General features: G+C 61.0%; 11 protein-coding genes. 8 read left to right on the forward strand and 3 right to left on the reverse strand.

The features are described from left to right. The first annotated feature begins 35 nt into the window (after nt 1–35). Complete coding sequence (locus tag U1A53_RS12255; protein WP_322281255.1) at nt 36–1,280, forward strand: fatty acid desaturase; 1,245 nt, start codon at nt 36–38, stop codon at nt 1,278–1,280. On the opposite strand, the gene U1A53_RS12260 is transcribed toward U1A53_RS12255, so the two are convergent. Further along, a complete protein-coding gene (locus tag U1A53_RS12260) occupies nt 1,268–10,093 on the reverse strand; it encodes a polyketide synthase (RefSeq protein ID WP_322281257.1) in 8,826 nt (2,941 codons plus the stop codon). The two genes, U1A53_RS12255 and U1A53_RS12260, sit on opposite strands and share 13 nt — an antisense overlap. Before the next feature lie 146 nt (nt 10,094–10,239). On the opposite strand from U1A53_RS12260, the gene U1A53_RS12265 reads away from it, so the two are divergent. Genes U1A53_RS12265 through U1A53_RS12275 form a run of 3 tightly spaced genes read left to right on the forward strand, consistent with a single transcriptional unit; the run spans nt 10,240 to nt 16,897 of the window. Further along, nucleotides 10,240–12,606, forward strand: a complete 2,367-nt coding sequence (locus tag U1A53_RS12265; protein ID WP_322281258.1) for an FtsX-like permease family protein — start codon at nt 10,240–10,242, stop codon at nt 12,604–12,606. Nucleotides 12,607–12,624: 18 nt separating this feature from the next. Beyond that, nucleotides 12,625–14,991, forward strand: a complete 2,367-nt coding sequence (locus U1A53_RS12270) for an FtsX-like permease family protein (protein ID WP_322281259.1) — start codon at nt 12,625–12,627, stop codon at nt 14,989–14,991. A 55-nt stretch (nt 14,992–15,046) separates the two neighbouring features. After that, entirely contained in the window at nt 15,047–16,897 is a 1,851-nt protein-coding gene (locus U1A53_RS12275) for a hypothetical protein (protein WP_322281261.1), read from the forward strand. 27 nt (nt 16,898–16,924) lie between these two features. Here U1A53_RS12275 and U1A53_RS12280 read toward each other — a convergent pair whose 3' ends face one another. Continuing rightward, the gene (locus tag U1A53_RS12280) at nt 16,925–17,485 is read right to left on the reverse strand and encodes a hypothetical protein (protein WP_322281262.1); all 561 of its coding nucleotides are present in this window, start codon (nt 17,483–17,485) and stop codon (nt 16,925–16,927) included. Between the two features lie 7 nt (nt 17,486–17,492). Continuing rightward, complete coding sequence (locus U1A53_RS12285) at nt 17,493–17,861, reverse strand: iron-sulfur cluster assembly accessory protein (protein WP_322281263.1); 369 nt, start codon at nt 17,859–17,861, stop codon at nt 17,493–17,495. Nucleotides 17,862–18,003: 142 nt separating this feature from the next. Here U1A53_RS12285 and U1A53_RS12290 point away from each other — a divergent pair, with 142 nt between their 5' ends. From U1A53_RS12290 to U1A53_RS12305, 4 genes are all read left to right on the forward strand, one after another. Further along, entirely contained in the window at nt 18,004–18,324 is a 321-nt protein-coding gene (locus tag U1A53_RS12290) for a hypothetical protein (RefSeq protein ID WP_322281265.1), read from the forward strand. A 3-nt stretch (nt 18,325–18,327) separates the two neighbouring features. Beyond that, on the forward strand, nt 18,328–18,810 hold the full coding sequence (locus U1A53_RS12295) for a hypothetical protein (RefSeq protein ID WP_322281267.1): 483 nt from the start codon (nt 18,328–18,330) through the stop codon (nt 18,808–18,810). A gap of 105 nt (nt 18,811–18,915) precedes the next feature. Further along, the gene (locus U1A53_RS12300) at nt 18,916–20,307 is read left to right on the forward strand and encodes a Gfo/Idh/MocA family oxidoreductase (RefSeq protein WP_322281269.1); all 1,392 of its coding nucleotides are present in this window, start codon (nt 18,916–18,918) and stop codon (nt 20,305–20,307) included. Between the two features lie 180 nt (nt 20,308–20,487). Next, on the forward strand, nt 20,488–25,104 hold the full coding sequence (locus tag U1A53_RS12305) for a PAS domain S-box protein (RefSeq protein ID WP_322281270.1): 4,617 nt from the start codon (nt 20,488–20,490) through the stop codon (nt 25,102–25,104). Nucleotides 25,105–25,123 lie beyond the last annotated feature (19 nt).

Genomic DNA, 25,123 nt, shown 5'->3' on the forward strand with positions numbered 1-25,123 from the left:
GTCCGGTCAACGCAGACAGGCAGCCCAGGCCATCCATGAATACCACGGGGCTTCCATCCACCCAACTGCTCGACTCGCCGCGACTGCGTGCGTGGGCGCGGCTCCGTCCGTGGCGAAGCTGTGCCTTTCTGCTGCGGGACTACGCCTGCGTCGCGCTGGTGGCCGGTGGCGTGGTCTGGTTTCATTCGGTGCGTTCTGCGGGGGGGCTGCACTGGGCCTGGGAGGTGCCGGTGGTGCTGCTGGCGGTTTTTTTGATGGGCTGCCTCCAGCATCGGATCGCATTGATGGGGCATGAGGCCTCCCATGGCATGCTGCATTCGAACCGGGCATGGAACGACTGGCTGGCGAACCTGCTGATTTTTTACCCGTTGTTTTCCACGCTCACCATGTATCGCGAACGGCATCTCGGACATCACCTGCATCCGAATGATCCAGTGCATGATCCGAACCTCTCGGGCGGCAAGTTGGAGCGCATCTGGGCGAGGTTTCCCATGACCAAGGAACGGTTTGTGGCGTGCTATTACCTGAAGTTTTTCTGGCCGCCGTTTGTGCTGAGGAACCTGCTGGATCTCTTTCTGGTGCTGGCTCTGGAAAACCGAGGCGCTTCCGCCGGCCATGGCTCATCCCGCTGGCGGCCAGGCCTGCTCGGGGCCGGTTATTTCATCGTCATCAGTGTCGTGACGCTGGTGTCTGTCTGGCGCGGGGTTTCCTCATGGGGCGTGGTGAGCGGTCTGTACCTACTGGCGGTGATTGGGTGGGCGCTGCTGCCTGCCGCGGCGTTTTCAAGCGGGGGAAGTTTTGCCGGTTCTTTGAAATCCGCCGCGCTGCTGAGGCTGAGCTTTTGCACGCTGCTAGCTCTGGTGCTGGGCGCGCTGGCGGAGCAGCAGGGGGGCGGAGTCATCCTGGGGTTTTTGATTCTATGGGTTCTGCCGCTGCTCTATGTGTTTCCCTACCTCATGCTGCTGCGGGAGATTTACCAGCATGCCAACGCAGGAACAGGCGAGATGGACAACACGCGCATCATGCATGTGGACGTGTTCACCCGCTGGGCACTGCTGGCTTATGGGAACGACCTGCATCTCATCCACCACATCTACCCCAACATTCCCCACGACCGTCTCGCCGAAGTGCATGAGACGCTGATGCGTGAATCCTCCCATTACCGTGCCGGCGTCCAGCAAACGTTTGGCGTGGTGCGCGCGGCGGGAGGCGGGAGCAGTCTGCTGGACACGTTGGCCAGCGCGACCGCCGGCGAGCGGGATGCGGATCAAGACTTGTGAGCTGGTGGCGGCAGGAAGCCGGTCCGGACGAAGAAGTCGAGGTAGAGATGCATCCTGTCATGGTCGATGGGCGGACAACTCACCCCGGTGCCCTGAAGTCCTTGGAGCGTGTTGCGACAGAATTCCGCCGACTTCTCTTCAACGAGATGCGACAAGATCTGACGCGGGATGAACAGCAGGTGGGCCGCGAGCGGGTTTTGCTTGAGCTTGAGTCTGCCATCGGTCAGCGCGGCCTCCCATTCGCTTTCACCCACGATGTGAATGGGGTAGTTGTTGGCCACCGCCAGCCGCAACAGGCTGCCAAAGCTAGGTGAGGCGGGGTTGACGAGGTGGAAGTTGCGTCCGGGACCAGTGATCTTCTGTGACAGACGCAACATGGCGGCGGCGGTGTAATCGACGGGGGTCAGGAGGCTGTTGTAAGTGGCATCCGGTCCCAAACCGATTTCGATGCAGGCCTTGAGGAAGAGCCACACGATGTCATCCGGCGGGCAGATGCCGGTCCGTGCGTCTCCGGTGAGCAGTCCGGGGCGATAGATGTTCACCGGCAGACCGCGCTCGCGCGCCTGCAGGAACAACTGCTCTGAAACCCAGCGGCTCTGACAGTAGCCGACCGTCAGCTTTTCATGGGCCGTGAGCGGTTCATCTTCAAGCGGGTGCTGATCATCCGAGGAACATCTTGCCCCAAGGACGCTGACGCTGGAGAGGCAGTGGACGGGCTTGAGCCTGCTTTGGGCGGCCAGACGAATGATCTCGAGGGTGCCGTTCACATTGACCGCCTTGAGCTGCTCATAGGGGGCGATGTGGTTGATGTGAGCCGTCGCGTGATAGATCACATCCACGATGGAGGCCAGATGGTCGAAGACAGTCTGGTCGAGACCGAACAACGGTTGGCCGAGATCCCCCGGCACCGGAAAGATGCGGGAACGGAAGGAATCCTCCCAGCATTCATGGCGGGTCAGATGGTCCTCGATCAGCCGCATGGCGGAAGATTCGTCATTGGCTTTGATCAGGCAGTGAATGTGCGCATGCGTTTGCAGGAGCAGTTCTTTTAACAGGTAGGCACCCAGGAAATCCGACGCCCCGGTGAGGAAGATGTTGCTCGGTTGCTTGATCTGCGCGGTTTCAACGATTCCGGCTGCAAACGGAATGTGCGCGCCCGCCAGGTCGGCATCCTTGACGAAGCTGTCAGTGGCTGCGGCGGTCGTGTCTGCCGCAGTTTTCTGTGGTGGTGCGGGCGCGGGTTCCACTTTGCCGCCTGTCAGGTTGTTGAGCACGATTTCAGCGAGCTTTTGGATGGTCGGTGCTCCTCCCATCAACTGTCCTGTCGGGATGGCAATGCCGATCTGGCTTTCGATCTGATGGATGAGCTCGACGGCCATGAGCGAGTCGATGCCGATGTCATTCAGCGGACGTTTGGTGTCGATTTTGTTGGGAGAGGTGCGGAGCACCTTGGCCACCTGCCCGCACAGGAAGGTTTCCAGAATGCCGATCTGCTCTGCCGCAGATGCTTTGAGCACGCTCTCACGCAGCCAGTCGGCTCCTTCCGATTTGTGTTGTTTCAACGCATTCTCGGTCGTGAGCAGCGCATAGCGTGGCGTCGTGATCAGGCGTGGGGAGACAGCGGCCCATTTGGTCCAGTCGATGCGGGAGACCATCATCTGGCTGATCGCAGGCTGTTGCAGCAAGCGGCCAAGGATGGGCAGTGTTTGCGCGGGCGTCAGACCTGACCAGCCGATGCGTTCAAAGTGTTCCTCCAGCTTTTTGTGACGTGCCACGTAACCGACTCCGGCCATGACACCCCAGTTGATCGTCAAAGCTGGCAGGCCTTGCAGACGACGATGATTCGCCAAAGCGTCGAGGAAAGCGTTGGCGGCGGCGTAATTGGCCTGTGCAGGACTGCCGATAAGCGAGGCAACCGAGGAGAACATCACGAAGTGATCGAGCGGCATGTCCTGGGTCTGCAAATGCAGGTTCCAGGCACCGTTGATCTTGGGGGTGGTGACTTTTTGGAACCGTTCCACGTTGAGCTGAGGGATGAGACCGTCATCCAGCACCATCGCCACGTGGAAGACGCCACGCAGCGGCGGTTGTGATGCCTTGATCTCCTGCAGCAGGGCCGTCACGCTTGCGGGATCACTGACATTGGATTTCATCACGGTGACTGTCGCGCCTGCGGCCTGCATGGCGGCCACACCGTCGCGTGCCTCATCGGTGGAGATGCCACTGCGGCTGCTGAGCACCAGATGCCGCGCGCCTTTTTCCACCAGCCATTGCGACATGGCCAGGCCGAAACCACCGAGGCCGCCGGCTACGAGGTAGGTGGCCGCCGGATCAAGCTGGATGTCGGAGGAGGGCGCTGTCTCCGTGAGATCGACACGAGCGTCTTGAACCGTCAGCACCACCTTGCCGATCTGGCGTGCCTGGGTGATGTAACGGAACGCACGCACAGCGTCGGAGAGCGCAAAGGTGCGGTAGGGCAGGGGGGGCAGCTTTTTCGTGGCAATGAGCTGCCTCAAATTGCGCATCAACGGCTTCGCATTCTTCGGGTCGAGCGCGTGACCGAGATCGATCGCGTGATACGAGAGGTTTTTGCGGAACGGAAAGAGGCCCACCTTGGTGTTGCCATAGATGTCGCGTTTGCCGATTTCGAGAAAACGCCCGTACTGGCGCAGGACGGAAAGGCTTTGATGGATCGCCTCGCCCGCGAGGGAGTTGAGCACCAGATCGACGCCTTCGCCGTGGGTGATCTGCATGATTTCCTCACCGAAGGAAAGCGTGCGTGAGTCGAGCACCTGCTGCACGCCGATTTTTTTGAGGAAGGCGCGTTTTTCGGCGCTTCCCGCCGTGGCGAAGATTTCAGCGCCCACGGCCTGGGACAAACGCACGGCAGCCTGACCGACACCGCCGGTGCCGGCATGAATCAAAACGCGCTCGCCTTTGACCATGCGGCCTTGATGCTGCAGCGCATAGGAAGCGGTGAGGTAGGTGACCATCATGGTGGCCGCCTCCTCCATCGTCAGATGGGGCGGCTTGAGCAGCACCGCATGGGTCACGGTGGTGACGTAAGTGCCGAAACAACCGGCGGCGAGCGCCATCACCTCGTCGCCTGCTTTGAACTCGGTCACACCTTCACCGACGCGCACGATGTGCCCGGCGCACTCATCACCGAGCAGCATGGCATCCTCCGCCTCGGCGGGATAGATGCCGAGCGCCTTCATCACATCGCGGAAATTCAGCGCGGCGGCACACACTTCGATTTCAACTTCACCGGGGCCGGGGGCGCGGCGTGGTTTGGCGCGGAACACCAGCTTGTCGAGCGAGCCGGGCTTGGCGGATTCCAGGCGGAAACCTTGATCGGGATTGAGCGACGCCTGTGAGGATAGAGCCAGGTTGTCCAGCGAACCGTGGACGAGACGCAGCGCGTGGCGGGCTTCGCCACGCCAGGCGATTTCGTCTTCAGCATCGGCGTACAACAGCTCGTTCACGAGAACCTCGGTGTCGCGAGCACCCGGCGAGGGATCGAGATCGATCGAGCGGCAGCGCGCTTCCGCATGCTCGCTCATGATGACGCGAACCATGCCATGCAATGGCGACTGCGTCAGTGAAAGGCCTTCCAGCTTCATGCCGACCGGCTGAGCGCCACGGGTGACGAAGCACAGGCCTGGCCAGGCGGGAAGACCGGCGGTATTCAAGGCCTGCATCAGGTGCAGCGAGCTGTGGCAGACCAATGTCTGTGCCTCGACGAGTGCGGCGGTCGAAAAGTCCCATCCAGCAGGTGCATCCAGGCTCCAGAGATGAACAACACCGCGCAGCGGCGTGGCGCGGTGCTCAGGCGCGAGCAACTGGGTGAAATCCTCCAAGACGGATGGACGCAGCAGCACTTCATCCGCAGAAACACGTTGGAAGGCTTCCGCCGCCTTCACCAGCAGGCAAGTTTCCCCGCGCTGGCGCAACGCATCGGCGAGCTTCTGTGCCACGCCCTGTTTGTCGGCAAAGATGAGCCAGCTTCCGGCTTCAGCTTGATCCTGCGCCGCAGCTTGTGGAACCGTTTGCGGCTGTTCGGGACCTTGGGCGAGCAGCACGACCTGACCTGTCTGGCTCGTGTTGTCGGAATCCGTGATGGCTTCAATGTTGGCAAAATCTGCCGCGGCGAGCAGTTTCTGCCAGTCGGCCGATTTCAGCAGCGGATGATTGGCACGCAGGGCGGTGTCTTGGAAAGACCACCAGCGTTCGTTCATGCCGAGCACCAGATCATGCCATGCGGAGGGACGTTCTGTTTCCAACAGTACCAGCAGTCCGCCAGAAGCGAGCAACTGCCGCGCATGCCGCAGCGATTTCTGCACATCGGTGGTCAGCGAGAGGGCATTTGAAAGGAGGATGATGTCGAAGCGATCTTCCGCCAAGCTTTGTTCATCAGGCGGCAGGTCGAGATCGAGCACCTGATATTGGACGAAGGGATGATCACCAAACTTTTGCGCGGCCTGATCGAAGAAACGGTCCGTCACATCGGTGTAACGATAGCTCACATTCTCACGTGGCAGGCGGGGCAGCACGCTGGCGGTCACTCCGCCAGTGCCGGCACCGATTTCGAGAATGCGCACGGGTCTTCCCTCGGGAAGACGGGCAAGAGCCGCAGCCATCGCCTCACCGATGAGGTGATTATAGACACGGGTGAAGACCGAACCGGCCTGGAAGTGCTCCAGCATGTTCACCGAGAGCGCTTGAGCCGGATCACGCTCGCCGCGCAACAGATCGGCCAGACTGCTGGCGCAGCGGTCCAGCAAGATGAGTTCCGGGTGGAAGCTGGGGAAATGAAACACGATTTCCCGCCAGAGCTTGTCGCAGTGGATGGCGGCAGGCTTGACCGTCACTGTCCACGCTGGTTCTTCGGCGGCGGAAGCAGGTGTGAGCAGTCCTTCTTTTTCGAGCAGGGTTAGCAGCCGTCGCAGCAAGCGTTCATGAGCAGGCAGCACCTTGAGGCGCTTCATCAAGGTCTTGAGCGTGACTGTCTCTTGAAGTTTGGGCCGCCAGCCGAGCTGTTTGAAGGTGGCGAGAATGTAGCCTTGGCTGAGCTGGTTGAGGCGTGGTTCCCACTCCTGATAGCGCTGGTTCATGCCGAGTCCGGCGCTGAACCGGGCCGCGTTTTGCCGCAGTTGCGCGGCCAGCGTGATGTTGTCCGGCAGGTAATCCGCAAGGCTGCGGGCTTGTGTGCAGGCTGCCAGCGGCTTGAGATGCCATTGCGGCTGGTACAGCCAGTCCGCCTCCGCTCCCGAACCCGGAGCGCTGCTCATGGCTGTGTATTTGCAGAGGAAGCCGGTGATTTCCAACAGCACCTGGCCTGCATCATCCAGAATAAACAGGTCAACGACGATGATCTTCTTCTCAATGGCCCGGGTCTTCCGCACATAGGCCCAGACCTTGGATCCGGGCTTGGAATAGCAGCGGATGCGCTCCATGCGCGCCGGCAGGTAGAGGCCGTCTGCCGGGATGGCGATGGTGGGGTGGATGCAGGCGTCCAGCAGTGCGGGATGGATCTCATAACGGTCCATTTCAGCCACCACCGAGGTTGGAACTTCGATGCGGCCCAAGGCTTCATCGCTGCCGGCCCAGACATGGGTCATTCCCTGAAAATGCGGGCCGTAGTGCAGATCAGCACTGGCGGCTGATTGATAAAACGGCCCCCCATCCAGTTCGTGAGGGCAGCGGCGTTTGATGTCGTCGAGATCGAAACATCCGGGAGGGGCACGTTCCGGTTCCGGACGCAGTCTGCCAGTCACATGCTGAGTCCAGCTTGGAGTGTCTTCGGTGAGTGTGCTTTGGATGACGAAGCTGTTCTCAGCGGGCAGGCAGGCGATCTGGATGATGGGGGCCTCGTCACCTGCCGGAAGAATGCAACCGCGGTGAATTTCGAGTTCCTCGATCACCACGGGCGTGTTCTTGTGCAACTCCCGTGCGGCCGCCAGCGCCATCTCCACATAACCCGCTCCTGGGAAGATGATGTGCTGGCCTACGCGGTGATCCCTCAGCCAGGTCAGCACATTCTTTCTCAAGGGCGTTTCCCACGTCGGGTGAATGCTCTGCAACGACAGCTTGATGAGCGGATTCAACGGCGGGTTTGCACGCAGGCGCAGCGAAAAAGCCGGCTCATGCCAGTAACGGTCTTTCTGCCAGGGATAGTCGGGCAGGCGGACGTCCTTGCTGACCTGAGGATACTGGGCTGACCAGGCCACTTCATGCCCATGGACATGCAGTTCTGCCAGTGAGCCGAGCATTGTGGCGCGTTCCGGCTTTTGACGCCGCAACGAAGGCAGCACCAGTCCGCTGGTGTCGGCGCTTGTGAGACATTCGGTGATGGAATTGGAAAGCACCGGATGCGGGCTGATTTCCAAAAAGTGAGTGTGTCCTGCCGCGATCAAGGACTCGATGGCAGGAGCGAAGAGCACGCTCTGCCGCACATTGCGCCACCAGTAGTCTGCGTCATAGTCCGTGCCTTCGGCCAACTGACCCGTGACGCTGGAATAGATCTTCACATTTCCAGCCTGTGGTTTCAAGCCTTCCAAGGCGGCGGCCAGTTCACCCTGAACGGGGTCCATGTGGGCACTGTGGAAGGCGTAATTGACCGGAACCCGTCGTACGTAGGACGCTTTGCTCTCCAGGTCGTGGAAGATTTCATCCACGGCGTCGGCATCGCCAGAAATGGAAACCATCTGCGGGCCGTTGACGGCGGCCAGGGAGACCCGGCCGCCATAGCGGGAGATTCGCTCCTCGGCATCCTCTCGCGTCAGGGCTGCGGCGATCATTTTCCCCCGCAGCGGAGTCTGCTCCATGCAACGCCCGCGGTGATAAATCACACGCATGGCGGTGGGAAGATCCAGCGCGCCACACGCATGAGCGGCGGCGACTTCTCCCATGCTATGGCCGACGACGGCATAAGGAGAGACCCCCCAGGATTTCCAAAGTGCTGCCAAAGCCACCTGAAGGGAGAAGAGCGCTATCTGGGCTATCTGAGTTTCATCAAGCCGGGTTTCGTTTTCACCACGCTGCAGTTCATCCAGAAGGGACCAGCCGCCGAGCTTGATCAATTCATCATGGCAGGCCTGAATGGTCTGCCGGAACACGGGCTCGTTTGCCAGCAACTCACGCCCCATGGCCCACCACTGGGGGCCCTGGCCGCTGAAGACAAAGACGAGGCGGGCGTTTTTCACCGGTTGCCCTGAATGGAGTCCCGGATCAGCTTCTCCACGCAAAAATGCGGCCAGCGATTCGGCCATCTCCGAGCGCGTGCGTCCTATGACGGCAAGACGCAGCTCATGATGTGTGCGTCTGCGGCTGGCGGCGGCGCAGATGGCATTCAAATGGAGGGATTTGTCCGCAGACTCAAGATAGGACTGGAAAGACCGCGCCACGGCGGTCAATGCCGCATCGCTTCCACGTGCGGACAGGGGCAGCAGCAGTTCAGGCCCGTCAGAGGGGATGACGTACGGCCGTTCCATGTCTGGTTCGGGCGCGGCCTCCAGCACGGCATGGGCGTTTGTACCGCCGAAACCGAATGAGTTGATGCACGCCAGCAGGCGGTGTTCCGCGTCTTTTTTCAACGGTGTGGCCGTCAGCGGAACTTTCAGGCGCAGCCGTTCAAAATTGAGGGAGGGATTCGGATTCTTGAAATGGAGATTGGGCGGAATCACGCCGTGTTTGAGGCAGAGAGCCAGTTTGATGAGGCCCGCAATGCCCGAACCGGCCTCTAGGTGTCCGATGTTCGTTTTCACCGAACCCACGAGGCAGTCTTCACCGGGTTTCCGCCCGACTCCGAGAATGGTGCCAAGGGCGCTGCCTTCAATGAGGTCTCCGATGGTGGTGCCGGTGCCATGGGCCTCCACGTATTGAATCTCATGGGGCGAGACTCCGGCCAGCCTGCATGCTTCGGCCACGAGTTCCTGCTGGGAGCCGCGGCTTGGCACGGTCATACCGGAGGTTCGCCCGTCTTGATTCACGGCGGTGCTGCGAATCACCGCATAGATCGAATCGCCGTCCGCCAAGGCCGCGGAAAGTGGCTTCAGGCACACCGCGCCCACGCCTTCGCCACGGACAAAGCCGTCGGCGCTGGCGTCGAAGGCTTTGCAGCGGCCATCAGGGGACAGCATGCTCATGCTGGAGAAGGCGACGAAAGGATAAGCGCTGATGATGCAGTTTACCCCGGCGGCGATCGCCCGATGGCATTCTTTGTTCCACAGCGCCTTGCAGGCCAGATGAACGGCGACCATGGATGAGGAGCAGGCCGTGTCCACCGCCATGCTGGGGCCCTGGAAATTGAGTGCATAGGAGATGCGGTTCGCCGCAATGCTTGAGGCACTGCCGGTGGCGGAATAGGCGTCGGCCACTGCGCGTCCCGAATCCATGAGCTGGATGTCGCTGTAATCATGCGTGGAGATGCCCACGAAGACGCCGGTGTCCTCGCCTTTGGCGATGTCCACCTGCTGCCCGGCGTCCAGCAGCGCTTCCCACGTTGCCTCCAGCAGCAGGCGCTGCTGCGGGTCGATGAAGGGGGCTTCACGCTGCGTGATGCCGAAAAAGGCCGGGTCAAACGTGTCGATCTCATCGATCAGGCCCGCCCATTTGGAATAGGTTTTTCCCGGCTTGCCCTGTTCCGGATCATAGAAAAACCGGCTGTCCCAGCGGGACTGCGGCACCTCACGGATGGCGTCCACGCCATCCAGCAGCATCTTCCAGTAGGATTCGGCATTGTTCGCTCCTCCAGGCAGGCGGCATCCGATTCCAATGATGGCGATGGGTTCGAAGGCGGGAGATACGGGCATGAATATATTTTGAGTTGCTTACTTCCACACCGTGCGGCTTGTCAAGAAACCGGCTCGGAAATAGTGTGCTGCAGGGCATGGTGCTCCACTCATATCCTGGCCTGTGGGTTTGTGTCTATAATCCGCTTCTGTGAATCCGTCCTGTAATGATTTCCACACTTGATCGTAAACTCCTTCGCGACATAGGCGGAATGAAGGGGCAGATCATCACTGCGAGCCTGGTCATGGCTTGTGGTGTGGCGATGATGGTCGTGTCGCAGAGCATCATTCTGAGCCTGGAGAGCACGCGTGACGCCTATTATCAACAGTTCCGTATGCCGGATGTGTTCGGTGGCATCAAGAGCGCCCCGCTATCCATGAGGGAACGGCTGAGCAACATCCCGGGCGTGGCGGCCGTGGATCTCAGGGTCGTGGAAGGCGCCGTGCTGGACATGGCCGGGGTGCAGGAGCCGGTCAAAGCCCGCCTGGTTTCCTTGCCGGATGGCCGCCAGCAGAACCTCAATCATATCTTTCTGCGTCGGGGGCGGTTGCCGCGAATCGACGAGCAAAGGGGGGCGGTGGTGAGCGAGGCTTTCGCGCAGGCGCATGGTCTGCACATCGGCGACAGGCTCACCGCCATCATCAACGGTCATCGTGATCATCTCGACATCTGCGGCATCGGTCTGTCACCTGAGTTCGTGTTTGAGGCGCCGCCCGGCCAGACCTTGCCGGACAACCGGCATTATGGCGTTTTCTGGATGCGCTACCAGGCGATTGCCGCCGCTCACGACCTTGACGGTGCGTTCAATGATTTCTGCATGGACTTGTCACCGGGAACGCCGCCGAAACAAGTCATTGAGGAGGTTGACAGTTTGTTGCTGCCTTACGGTGCCTACGGTGCCTACGCGCGGAAAGACCATTCCAGCTCGAAGCGCCTGACTGATGAACTGCGCATCGTTGAGGCTCTTTCCGTGGCTTATCCCATCGTGTTTCTCTGCGTGGCGGCTTTTATGGTGAACTCGGTTTTGATGCGCCTGGTTCGTTTGCAACGCGAGCAGATCGCCCAGTTGAAGGCTCTGGGCTACTCCTCGGCCCAGGTAGGATGGCACTATTTGAACTATGCGCTGGTCATCGTGGCCATTGGCGGCGTGATCGGCATCATTGCCGGCTGGTATCTTGGCGGGCACATGCTGCAGGTTTACACGCTCCTGTTTCACTTTCCTGAACTGAGCTTTCAAGTGGATCGGGGTGCCCTCGTGGTGGCGCTGGCTGTCAGTGTGATTGCTGCTGTGCTGGGGGTGGCGGGAGCGGTATGGATGGCGGTCAGGCTCTCGCCGGCGGAGGCCATGCGGCCCGAGCCGCCGGCGGATTTCAAGCCCTCGCTGCTGGAGCGTCTCGGCCTCACGCGCGGCACCAGCCTGGTGTTCCGAATGGCTCTGCGGAATATCGAACGCCGTCCGACGCAGGCTGGCTTCACCGTTGTCGGCCTGGCGCTGGCCACGGGGCTGCTGGTGCTGCCGGGTGGTTTGGCGGACAGCGTGGACTATCTCCTGACCTATCAATGGAATGATCATCTCCGGCAAAATGTGATGATCCACATGAGGGAGACGTCCACCAGCAGGGCACAGTACAATCTCAGTCATCTCCCTGGCGTCATTCTGATCGAGCCTTACCGCGGGTTCCTCGCACGGGTGAGCAACGGCCATCATGAACGCATGGTTTACATTCTGGGGATCAGCGGGAACAGCCGTCTCATCCAGCCCAGGGACGTCCTGGGGCGGCCCATCGTGTTGCCGCAGGAGGGGGTGGTGATTTCGCGGAAACTGGGGGAGGTGCTTGGGGCCAAAATGGGGGACAAAATCTACGTGCAGGCACTGGAGGGCCACTGCGAGATGCGGGAGGTCGGGGTGCGTGGCTTTATGTCGGATTTTTACGGTCTTGCGGTCTACATGGACATCGGCGCGGTCCAACGCCACCTGCGGGAAAGCGACACAATGACCGGTGCGTTTGCCAGCGTCGATGAAAGCCGCTGGGAGGACTTCATGAGCGAGGTCAAAAGCCAGCCCAAGGTCGATTTTGCCAGCGTAAAGCATGACCAGTTGCAGGCGTTCCGCGCCTCCACCGGCCAGAGCATCGGCCTTCTCCGCCAGTTGTTTCTTTGGATGGCGGTCATTGTTGCCTTCGGTGTTGTTTACAACAGCGCCCGCATCGCCCTCTCCGAACGCGGACGTGATCTGGCCACGCTGCGCGTCATTGGGATGACGCAGCTCGAAATCATCGGTGTGCTGTTGGGGGAACTCTCGCTGCTGGTGCTGGTCGCCCTGCCGACAGGGCTGCTGTTCGGGCATGGGGTGGCCAGATATGTCATCGCGGCGGTCAGCACGGAGACGGTCCGGCTGCCAACGCACATCAATCCCAGCACCTATGCCGGCTCCGTGCTCGTTGTTTTAGCGGCCACCTGTGCCTCGTTCACTCTCGTCAGCCTCATGCTGCGCAAGCTGGACATGGTGGGGGTGCTCAAGGCGCGGGATTAAATTCCAGCTCTCACGTTCATGCTCACACCGCTCGATTTGAAGCTCTTCCGCGACCTCGGTCGCATGAAGGGCCAGATCGTGGCGGTAAGCCTCGTCATGGCTTGCGGACTGGCGATGATGATCATGACGCGCAGCATCATCCTGACGCTGGAGGGCACGCGTGACGCCTATTACCAGCGCTACCGGCTGGCGGATGTCTTTGCCTCGCTGAAACGTGCGCCATTGTCGCTGGCTGATCGCATCGCGGTCATTCCAGGGGTGACCGCCATCGAGGCGCGCGTCGTTGTCGATGCCACACTCGATCTCGCGGGCATGACCGAGCCGGCGTCGGCGCATCTGGTTTCGTTGCCGGAGGACCGGCCGCAGACACTGAACAAGGTGTTCGTCCGCTTGGGACGGCTGCCGTTGCCTGATGAACGACGGCACACGGTGGTGAGCGAATCCTTCGCGCTCGCCAACAAGCTGCAAATTGGCGACAGTATTGTTGCCGTCATCAATGGTCGTCGCGACACGCTCATCGTTTGCGGCATTGGTCTTTCGCCCGAGTTCGTTTTTGAGGCGCGTCCCGGCCAGTCCTTGCCGGACAACAAACGTTATGGCGTGTTCTGGATGAACTACCGTGCCATCGCCGTGCCCTACAACCTTGATGGCGCGTTCAACGACATCTGCGTCGATCTCGCGCCAGGAACGCAGGCGGGTCCGGTGATGGAGGAAATGGACCGCTTGCTGGCTGATTATGGCGCGCAGGGGGCCTACACACGGAGTGATCACAACAGCGCGCAGCGTCTGGATGACGAGCTGCGTGTGGTGAATGCGCTGTCCGTGGCCTATCCTGTCGTCTTTCTCAGTGTGGCGGCGTTCATGGTGAACGCGGTGCTCGCACGTCTCGTGCGTTTGCAGCGGGAGCAGATCGCTCAGCTCAAGGCGCTCGGCTATTCCTCCTGGCAGGTGGGACGGCACTATCTGAATTATGCGTTCGTCATCGTCGTTCTTGGCACCTTGATCGGAGGCATTGTGGGACGTTGGATGGGCGGCGGCCTCGTGCGCGTTTACGACCTGTTCTTCCGCTTTCCGGCGTTGAACTTCCGCATGGATTACAGCGCGGTTGGCCTCGCGCTCGTCGTTAGTGCCGGAGCTTCGATTCTCGGCGTCATCAGCGTCGTATGGATGGCGGTCAAACTTCCACCTGCCGAGGCCATGCGGCCAGAACCGCCCGCGGATTTTAAACCTTCGATGCTGGAACGACTCGGCCTCACGCGTGGCAGCGGTCCCGCTTTGCGCATGGCCTTGAGAAACATCGAGCGGCGGCCCGTGCAGGCTCTCTTCACCATCTTCGGTATTGCTTTGGCCACGGGGCTGATGGTGCTGCCTGGATCGATGGCGGACAGCATCGATTACATGCTCACTTATCAGTGGAATGATGTGCAGCGGCAGGATGTGGTCGTGTTTTTCTCCGAACCAGGATCAGGGGACTCGCTGCACGACTTGGAGAGGCTCCCTGGAGTGCAGCGTGCCGAGCCGGTGCGCGCGGTGCAGGCGCGCATCCGCTTTGGCCATCATTCGCGCAAGCTCGCCGTCAGCGGATTGCCGCGAAACGCGGATCTGAACCGCCTCATGGATGCGCAACGCCGTCATATCGTGCTGCCTGAAGAAGGCGTCGTCATGTCCGCGCAGCTTGGCCAGATCCTCGGCGCACGCATTGGCGATGTCGTGCAAATCGAAGCGCTCGAAGGCCGGCGTGCTGTGCTCAGCGTCGCCATTCGTGGCTTCATGGAGGATTTTGCCGGCGTCTCCGCTTTCATGGACATCGACGCGCTTCACCGCCTCATGCAGGAGGGGAACACGATCAGCGGCGCTTATCTGACGGTGGATCAGGCGCGCTGGGCCGATTTCATGCGCGAGGTGAAGGACACACCACGCGTGGCCATCACCATGGTGAAGCAGGACCAGCTCCAGGCCTTTCGTGACACCACCGGGCAGAGCATTGGCATCATCCGCAAGCTCTACCTCATCCTGGCTATTATCGTTGCTTTCGGTGTCGTCTATAACAGCGCGCGCATCGCCCTTTCCGAGCGCAGCCGTGATCTGGCCACGTTGCGTGTGGTTGGTTTCACCCAGCGCGAGATTGCGGGGGTGCTGTTGGGAGAATTGATCCTTCTCATCATCACCGCTCTGCCGCTTGGATTGTTGTTTGGACGCGGCCTGGCGATCTTCATCATCGAAAATGTCCGCACCGAGACGATCCGCATGCCGCTGCAAATCAGCCTGTACACCTACACCATGGCCGTGCTCGTCGTCGCGGCGGCTGCCTGCGCCTCCTTCATCGTCGTCGGCCGCATGCTGCGCAAACTGGACATGGTGGGCGTGCTCAAGGCCCGGGATTGAATAAGTAGCACCCAAAGTACTTGGCCTTCGCCACGTTTTACGATGTATTGAAACCATGAACGCCATCCCATCCGCCGAATCCGCCTTCGCCCCCGTGGCGCAGAAGGTGCAGGTGTGGGTGACGCTGCGGCGCTGGCTGGCAGTGCTGCGCATGACGTTGATTCCCGCCTCGCTGGTGCTTGTGCTGCTGATTCTGGCCACGTTGCGCGGGGCGGGCGCGCATTTCACGCCGTGGATCGGTTTGCTCCTTTGGTCCGCAGGCACTCTTGTTTACGCCTGGTGGCAGCGTCCTGGGCAGTTCAGTGCGCTCGCGCTGTGGGATCAGGCGGCGGGACGGCGTGAGGCGTTTGCCTCCGCATGGTGGTTTGAGCAGCGTGACGAAGGCGGCGATGCTGCGCGTGCTCACATCGCCTCGCAACGTGAGGTTTTGCCGCACGCGCTGCCTGCTTTGAAAAAAGATCTGCCGCTGCGACCGGATCGCTGGCTCGCGCTGCCGCTGCTCCTGGCGATTCTCGGCAGCTTCATCAGCATCGTCATCGCTCCGCCTTCAGACGTGATCGTGATGAACGAGGAAATGACGCGCAAGGCCGCCGCAGAGGCCCAAAAACTCGCGCAGACCGACTGGGAGAAGAAGAAACTCGCGGGTCTCAAGGACGAGGAGACGAAGAAGGTCGAGGATTTGAAACAGAAGCTGCAGAAGACCGCCACCGATCTTGCCAACGCCGGTGGCAAGGATGCGCGCGCTGTTTTGGCCGAACTCGAACGCCGTGCGCGCGACGCGGAGAAGCTCGCAGATGAACTTGGCAACGGCAAGGAGGCCTGGGCTTCGGAGAAACTCATCGAGGCGCTGCGCAAGCATGCCGACACCGCCGATCTCGGCGATTCCGTGGCCGCGAAGAACGCGAAGGCTGCCGCGAAAGCCGCCGAAACGCTCGCCAGCCAGCTCAAATCACCGCAGCTCGGTGCTGAGGCGAAGGAGCGCATGAATGAAACGCTCAAGGATGTGCAGCAGCAGTCTGACAAGGAGGATCGCAAACGCACCGTCGGCCAGAACGTGCTCGCCGCAGGTGATCAGATGCAGCAGGGCAAACCGTCTGGCGCGGGCGAGGAATTCCAAAAGCTCGCCGACAAACTGCGCGATCTCGCGCTGCGTGAGCAATCGCGCAACGAACTCCAGCAGCTTGCGCAGCAGTTGCGTGATTCCGGCAGCAGTATCGCCGGACAGAATGAGAGCAACGGGGCGATGCAGCAGATGAGCCAGGCCGGACAAAGCGGTCAACAAGGACAACAAGGCAGCACTCCGCAGGTCGGGCAGGCGCAAAATCCTCAGCAGATGCTCAATCCGCCCGGCATGGGGCAGCAGCAGGGACAGCAAAATCAAATGCAACAGCAGCCGCAGGGCGGACAGGGCCAGCAGCAAATGATGATGATGGGGCAGGGGCAGCAAGGCCAGCCCGGACAGCAGGGGCAACCTTCCAATGGCCAGCCCATGCTCCTCGCTCCAGTTCCCGGTGGCGCTTCGAAGCCCGATGACAAATCCCCTGTGATCATCATTCCCGGCGATCAAACCCCCGGTGATCCCAACGGTCCCGTCATCGCTCTGCCTGGTTCAGGCCCGCAACCCGGTGTTGGCAAGGCCGATCTCAACAACACGCCCACGCAGAAACAGGACAGCGGCAATCAAAGCGTCGTGCAAGCCCAGCAGAACAACGAAGGCCAGAGCACCGTGCGCAGCGTCGAAGGCGGCACGCGCACTGAACAATCCACCCGCAGTGCCACCCAGACCGCCCTCGATGCCATCCAGGCCGAAGAAGCCGCCCTCGACGAATCCGCTTTGCCTCCTGCCCGTCGCGAGCAAGTGCGGCGTTACTTCAACGAACTGAGAAAGCGGTTTGAGAAGCGGTGAGCACAGAAAGCCGCCGGCCTGGCGCTTTCACATCAAGCTCAACAACGCTTCGCGTACCTGGGTCTGCCATTTGCCGAGGTAGGCGAGGCGGGCTTGGAGAATTTGGAGATCAGCGAGTGCGGTGGTGTCGCCGGAACTGAGACGAGCGTCGAAGGCGGGGAGGGCTTCGAGCAAGGTGGTGCGCTCCTCATCGAGCGTGGTGCCGAGGGTCTCGAGTTGCTCACGCAGGCGCATTTCCTCGGGGGCGAGCAGGGCTTTGGCGAGCGCGGAGGCGGCGGACTGCCTGCGTTTGAGGAAAGCAGCGACGTTTTGCAGCGCGGGGCCGAGCTCGCTGAAGAGTGCCATCATCGCGTCATCGATGGGCACGGTGCGCCAGGGCACCTGATGCAGATCAAGCAGGTGCTTGAGGCGTTTTTCGGGTGTTTGCAGTGTTTCGTGGGCGGCGTTGATCTCGGCGGCGCGGGTGGCATCACCACCGGGCTGGTCGGGATGGGCGCTGCGGCTGGCGGCGAGCCAGGCCTGCTGCAAGGCTTCGGCATCGAGCGCCGCCACACGCGGCAGGCCGAGGAGGGCGAAGGCGTTCGACATCTTGGGATCAGGCGGAGAAACTTTCGCCGCAGGAGCAGGTGACGACGGCGTTGGGGTTTTTCACCTTGAAGCCGCCGCTCTGCATGTCGTCGCTGTAATCGAGCTCGGAACCGGAGACGAACAGGGCGCTCTTCGGGTCGATGACGACGCGCACGTCGCTGGAAGTGACCATGATGTCGCGATTGGCAGGGCCATCGACGAGATCCATCTTGTACTGCAAGCCTGAGCACCCCCCACCGACGACAGCGACGCGCAGGGCACCGTTGTCGGCCCGCCCCTGCTTCTTGAGCAGGCCGAGCAGGCGGTTGGCGGCGTTGGGCAGCACCTTGATGAGTTTCTCGTTGCCGATTTTGAAGCTGGGAGCAGTGGCGGTCATGGGCAGTGCAGCGATAGCGCAGAAAGGGAGCCTTGAACATGGAACATTGAACGGTCAGACGGGCTTTTTTGGCTGCGGCGTGGATTATGCTTGCCTCGTCTGTGGTTTTTTGAGACGAAGGAGGGAGCAATCTGATTATCCCATGAGCGCCACCGAGGTTCTACCTCTCCCCCTGCAACTTTTCACCCTGAAAGACGGCCTTGTGGCCAGTGACAGCGGCCAGGAGGCCGTGAACAACTACGCGGCCGACTTCCAGGGTCTGCGGCACTTCGGCCTGAAGATCGGCGAGTGCCTGGAACTGGGCGCGCCATGGTGCGGAACGCTGCAGGAGGAGGATTTCACCCTGAACTTCGCTTATTTCGACGCCGGCACCGATCCGCAGGATCCCGGTGCAGGCGCGCTCATCGGCGAGCGGATGCCGATGTTTGAACTGCTCACCCGGGCGAACTCAATGGAGGCATAACTTATGGCTGCATCCATCACCCCCTCCCTTCGTTCCGCCCTCGAACGCCTGAAGCACGCCGGTTCGGTGAACGGCATGCTGCTGTGCTGGCGGCGGCAAATCCTCATCAACCTGCTGCCGTTTGAAGAATTCCGCGCCGAGCGCCTGCTGCAGACCTTGCATGACGCGCGCGCGCACTTCGCCAGCGGCGGAGATCGCGATGTGGGAACCTTCTGGTTTGGCTACGAGGGCGTGTTTGTGCTGGCCCTGTTTCAAGGCGAGTGCCTGCTCATCACGCTGCACACACATGCGTCGGAGGTGGATTTTCTGCGTCGTGCCGGACTCACCTTCCTCGAAGACACGCAACTCCTCGTGCAGGCGCTGCTGCAACCCGCGCCCGATGACGAGTCCAGCCGTGAGGAAACGCAGCCGCTGAGCGAACTGCCAGGCGACGGGCACCCGCCGCAGGCCTCCGGGCCGACGAATATCATTCCGCGCAAGGCCTGACCGCCGCTTGAGCGGCCGTCTTTGTTCAATCTGACCTTTGACTGAAAGGTTTGCTGCTGCCGTGGCGAAATTTCAGCTCACATTTTACCCAACCTCAGCGTCCTCATGTCCGATCCTGCCGTCTCCGCTTTCTCCCGCCGCCGTTTTCTCAATGCCAGCGGCGGAGCTCTCCTTGCTCCTGCCATCCTCACTGCTGCCACCACGCTGCGTGCGCAGCAGAAGGTGGACTCGAATGAAACGCTGCGCATTGGCCTCATTGGCTGTGGCGGACGCGGCACCGGCGCTGCCGCACAGGCGCTGACGGCGGACTACAACACGAAGCTCGTCGCCGTGGCGGATGCGTTCGACACGCAGATCGAGAGCAGCATCAAAAATCTCTCCACACAGTTCCCCGACCGTGTCGATGTGAAGCCAGAGATGCGCTTCACCGGCCTGGATGCCTTCAAGAAGCTCCTCGCCACGGATGTGGATGTCGTTTTGCTCGCCACGCCGCCCGGATTCCGCCCGCAGCATCTCACCGCCGCCGTGGAATCCGGCAAACACATCTTCTGCGAGAAGCCGATGGCCGTGGATGCCGCCGGTTATCACGTTGCCATGGCGGCCGTGCGCAAGGCGCAGGAGAAAAAGATCAATCTGGTGGCCGGTTTCTGCTGGCGTTACAGCGCCTCGCGCATCGAGGCCTACAAGCGCGTCCATGGCGGTGACATCGGCGAGATCCGCGACATTTATGCCTCCTACCACACCGGTCCGGTCAAGCCGATGCCAGAGGCCAGCAGCCGCCCCGCTGGCATGGGCGATGCTGAGTGGCAGATCCGCAACTGGTATAACTTCTCCTGGCTCTCCGGGGACAGCATCGTCGAGCAGGCCGTGCATAGCATCGACAAGGTTGTCTGGGCCATGCGGGACACGCCGCCCGTCTCTTGCATCGCCAGCGGTGGCCGCCAGATTCCCGCAGAAGGCGGCAACATCTTTGATCACTTCAATGTCACCTACACATGGGATGGCGGCGTGCTTTGCCACTTCGGTTCCCGCCAGCAGCGTGGCACGCACTCGGAGGTCATTGACGTGGTCAGCGGCACCAAGGGCAGGCTGGTGCTCGGCAAAGGCCAGTATCCCTACATCGAGGGGGAAAAACGTTGGCGGCATCGCGAAGACGAGCGCCAGATGCACCAGGCCGAGCATGACGCGCTGTTTGCCGCCATCCGCAAAGGCGAGGTCATCAACAATGGAGATCGCATGATGCTCTCCAGTCTCGTCGCAGTCATGGGCCGCGAAGCCGCCTACACGGGTCAAAAAATCGCCTGGAAGGACGATTCCCCGCCACCTGCTCCCGCCCCCGAAGGCAAGGACAAGGAAGCGAAGAAAGACAAGGCTCCCGAACGTGTGGCTCTTGCCATGATGTCTTCCAAGCAGGATCTCGCCCCCGACAATCTCCAGTTCGGCGACAAGTTCGATCCCGGTCCGATACCGCTTCCCGGTGTGACCAAGTTTGCGTGAACTGAGCCCGCTCGTGGTTAGCGTCTGGAGTGCCGTTCGTCTGGATGCTATTCGATTTGAATTCAAAATCACGTGCGCAAGCCATGCGCCCGGTGCGTGCCGTCCCGGAGGCCAGGACGCGCTTCGTCGTCACGGCATTCACGCCACGCCCGTCCGGGCTGACTAGAAAGCCGAGTCTTCATGAAATTGCTGATACAACACAAAATTCAGGCGGGTTTCGCCGTTGCCCTGGCTTTTCTGCTCCTCACTGGCGGGACCGCGTGGTGGAGCGAGCAACGGAATGTGGAAACTTTTAGCTCGTTTGATCACACCCATCGGGTCAATGACACGCTCGACGAGATGCTCGTGGAACTGCTCAACGTGGAAACGGGGAACCGCGGGTTTGCCATCTCTGGCGACGAAGTATTTTTGCAGCCGTATCAGGCCGGAATCGCGGCGGTGCCGAAATCGTTCGAGACGGCGAAAGGATTGACGCAGAACAATCCCAACCAGCAACGACGGCTGGCGGTTCTTGAGCCGTTGATTCAAGGGGAAATCACCCATGCCAGCGAGGTGATCCAACTGCGCCGCAGCGGTGACACGGCCGGGGCGCTTCAGCTCATCAGCGCGGGACAGGGGCAGCAAACGATGGGTGAAATTCGCCAGTTGATTGTCGAAATGAAGGCCGAGGAGGATCAACTCCTCCCAGATCTCAGGGCCGAGGCGCAGGCACTGTCTCGCACGACCATGATCATTGTGGCCTTCGGCGGCCTCCTCTCGCTCGGCATGATCGGCCTCGCCAGCTTCATCGTACGGCGTGACTTGGAAAAGCGGCAGCAGGCGGAAGCGGAGCGCGACCGCTTCTTCACCCTCCCGCTGGACATGCTCTGCATTGCCAGTGCCGACGGCTATTTCAAACACGTTAACCCCGCGTTCACCCACACGCTGGGTTGGAGCGCCAGGGAGTTTCTAAAGCGACCATTCCTGGACTTTGTGCATCCCGACGACCGGCCAGCCACGCTTCGCGAGGTCGAGCGCCAGGTCGTGGCCGGTGAAAAAGTGCTTCACTTTGAAAACCGTTATCAGCACAAAGACGGCTCCTGGCGCGTGCTGTCGTGGAAGTCCGTGCCGCAGCCGGGCGGGCTCATGTTTGCCACCGCACGCGATGTGACGGAGCTGAAAGCCGCCGCTGAAGTCCTGCGCGTCCGCGAGGAAAAACTGGCGGTCACGCTGAACTCCATTGGCGATGCCGTGCTCGCCACCGACGAGCAGCGGCGTATCACGCGGTTGAATCCCGTTGCGGAAAAACTCACGGGCTGGACGCAGGCTGCGGCGCTGGGCCGCCCGGTGGACGAAGTCTTCCACATCATAAACGAGGAGACCCGCGCGCCGGCCATCATCCCCGTGGATGATGTGCTGGCCACCGGTGAAATCCACGGCCTGGCCAACCACACCGTCATCATCGCCCGCGACGGCACAGAGCGGCCCATTACCGACAGCGCCGCACCCATTCGTGATCTTGAGGGCCGCATCATCGGCGTGGTGCTGGTCTTCCGGGATGTGACGGGGGAACACGCCGTCGAGCGGGCTTTGCGCGACAGCGACGCTCTGAACCGTGCCGTTCTCAATTCCATGATGGCGAACATCGCCGTCGTGGACCAGCACGGCACGATCATCACCATCAACGATGGTTGGGAACGTTTTGTGAGGGAGAATGGTGCTGATGCCACGATGTCCGCTGTGGGTGTGGGTGCCAACTATCTGGAGGTTTGCAAGCGGGCCGCACAGGACTTGGGCGGGGAGGCGCAGCAGATTTTGGACGGGCTGCGTGGTGTGCTGGCGCATTCCAAGGTGACCTTCAAACATGAGTATGCCTGCCACTCGCCCACCGAACACCGCTGGTTCACCATGCATGTCTCCCCCCTGTCCCGGCAAGAAGGCGGGGCGGTCATTGCCCATATCAATGTCACGGAGCGCAAGCGGGCCGAGAAGGTGCTGGCGGATTTCAAGGCTGCGCTCGACGAGCACGCCATCGTCGCTGTCACGGATGCGAAGGGCGTCATCACCTACGTGAACGACAAGTTTTGCTCGATTTCGAAGTATGCGCGCGCGGAGCTGCTCGGCCAGGATCATGGCATCATCAATTCCGGGTATCACTCGAAAAGCATGATCCGCGAACTGTGGAAGACGATCACCAGCGGGTGCGTGTGGAAAGGCGAGATCAGAAACCGCGCGAAGGATGGCTCGTTCTACTGGGTGGACACCACCATCGTGCCCTTCCTCGGCGCCGACGGGAAGCCCGCGCAATACATCGCCATCCGCGCGGACATCACCGACCGCAGGCTGATGGAGGAGGCGTTGCGTGAGAATGGCCGTCTTCTCTCCGAATCTCAGCGCATCGCGCATATTGGCGGCTGGTCCTGGGATATGAAAGGTATCATCCACTGGACGGATGAGACCTATCGTATCTATGGCGTTCCACCGGAGACATTCACTCCAACCATCGACTCGTGGATCAATCTGGTTCATCCTGATGACCGGTCGGAGATGCAGCGATGGCTGGCGGCATGTAAGGCGGGAGAAAAACCCGCTGATTTGGAGTTTCGGGCGGTCAGGCCCGACGGCTCGGTTCGCTGGCTCAAGGGTTGCGGTGAATTGATTTGTAACATCACGGGCAGCTCCCCCTGCATGACGGGCATCGTACAGGACATCACAGAACGGAAAAGGGCGGAAGAAGAGATCCGTCAGTTTAACACGGAACTCGAACAACTCGTCGTCCAGCGCACCGGCGCTCTCAAAGAGAAGGAGGCGCAACTCCGCGAGGCCCAGCGCATCGGCCAGATGGGAAGCTGGCATCTGGACCTGGTCGCGAACCGTCTGACGTGGTCGGACGAAATCTTCCGAATCTTTGGGCAGGATCCTCAGCAATTCTGGGCGTCCTACGAGGCGTTCCTGCAAACAATTCACCCCGAGGACCGCGACATGGTCAACCGCGCGTACACCGAGTCGGTGCGCAATCACACACCGTATGAAATTGAGCACCGGCTGCTTCTGTCCGATGGCCGCCTCAAGTTCGTGCAGGAACGTTGCGAGACTGTTTATGACGCCGCAGGCCGGCCGTTGCATTCGCTTGGCACCGTCCAGGACATCACCGAGCGCAAGCTGGCCGAGGAGCGGGACGCCGCGCACCTGCGGAAGTTGCAGCGGCTTTCCGAGTTGAGCATGCAGTTGTCGGGTGATCCTGGGGCGGTGTTTGAGGAGGTTGTGGGCATGGTGGCCACACTGTTTCAAGTTCCCGTGGTTTGCCTCTCGGAGATCGTCGGCCAGGAGCTGCGGTTCAAGGCGGTGTGTGCCAACGGGCAGATTTTCCGGGATGCGGGTGGATGTCCCTTGGCCATCACCCCTTGTGCGACGGTGGAGGTGACCAAGGATTTGCGCACCTACGAGCGCGTCCAGGAGCACTTCCCGCAGGCAGCGTTTCTCCGCGACCACAACGCGGTTGCCTACTGCGGCGTGCCTTCACTGAACGCCCAAGGCAATGTGGTCGCCATCACCTGCCTGCTGGACTCCAAGCTGCACGAGTTTACCGAGGAAGATCAGGAAATCCTGCGCATCATTGCTCAGCGGGTGGCGATGGAACTGGAGCGTGGTCAAAATCTCGCCGAGCGCAAGAAGATGGAACACCTGGCCCTGCGTTCGCAACGGATGGAGGCCGTCGGCACCCTGTCGGGTGGCGTGGCACACGATTTGAACAACGCGCTCGCCCCCATCATGATGGGAGTGGAATTGCTAAGGATGCGCTATCCCGCCGAATCGCAAATCGTGGACATGTTTGAAACCAGCGCCAAGCGGGGCGCGGACATGGTGCGCCAGTTGTTGACCTTTGCCAAAGGCGCGGAGGGCGAGCGCGTCGTCCTGCAAGTCGAGCGTTTGATCAAGGAGTTGGAGAACTTGATGATGAGCAGCTTCCCCAAAAACATCCAGTTGGTGATCAAATGCGAGCCGGAACTTCCAACGGTGCTGGGCGATGCCACGCAGTTGCACCAGATCCTCCTGAACCTGTGCGTCAACGCCCGCGACGCCATGCCGCGAGGAGGCACGCTTACCCTGGAGGCGCGGCGCGCAGAGGTGGACGCCGCCTTTGCCAGCTCGGTGCCCGACGCAAAGCCGGGCCAATACCTGGCACTGCGGGTGCAGGACACTGGTGCCGGCATCCCGCAGGAAATCATCGACCGGATTTTTGACCCGTTCTTCACGACCAAAGAGCCGGACAAAGGCACAGGGCTGGGCCTTTCCACCGTCATGGGCCTTGTGAAAAGCCACGGCGGCTTCCTGCAAGTTTCTTCGCAGCCTGAAATAGGTTCGACGTTCACCGCCTATCTGCCCGCCAACACAGCAGGCATTGACGCGGAACTTGAAACCAAAGTGCCGACGGAATTCCACGGGCGGGAGGAAACCATCCTCCTCGTGGATGACGAGGCGGGCGTGCGCGAGATGGCACGCGCAGTCTTGCAACGGCTGAACTTTAAGCCGCTGATCGCCACCGACGGCGTGGATGGCTTGTTGCTGGCGGTGCAGCACAGCACCGAACTGCGTGCCATCGTCACGGACTTCCACATGCCTCACATGGACGGCCTGGCATTTGTCCGCACGCTCCGGCGGATGCTGCCGGACATCCCGGTCGTAGTCGCCAGCGGACGACTGGACGACGCGGTGGCTGAAGAGTTCAAGAGTCTGGGCGTGACGAGCCGGCTGGACAAACCGTTCACCGAAGGTCAACTGGCAGAGGCGTTGAAGAATCTTCTCGCGCCGAAATGACCGCCAGATTTGGAAGAAC

It is taken from the genome of Prosthecobacter sp., assembly GCF_034366625.1.
In the GTDB taxonomy this organism is placed as follows: Bacteria; Verrucomicrobiota; Verrucomicrobiia; order Verrucomicrobiales; family Verrucomicrobiaceae; genus Prosthecobacter.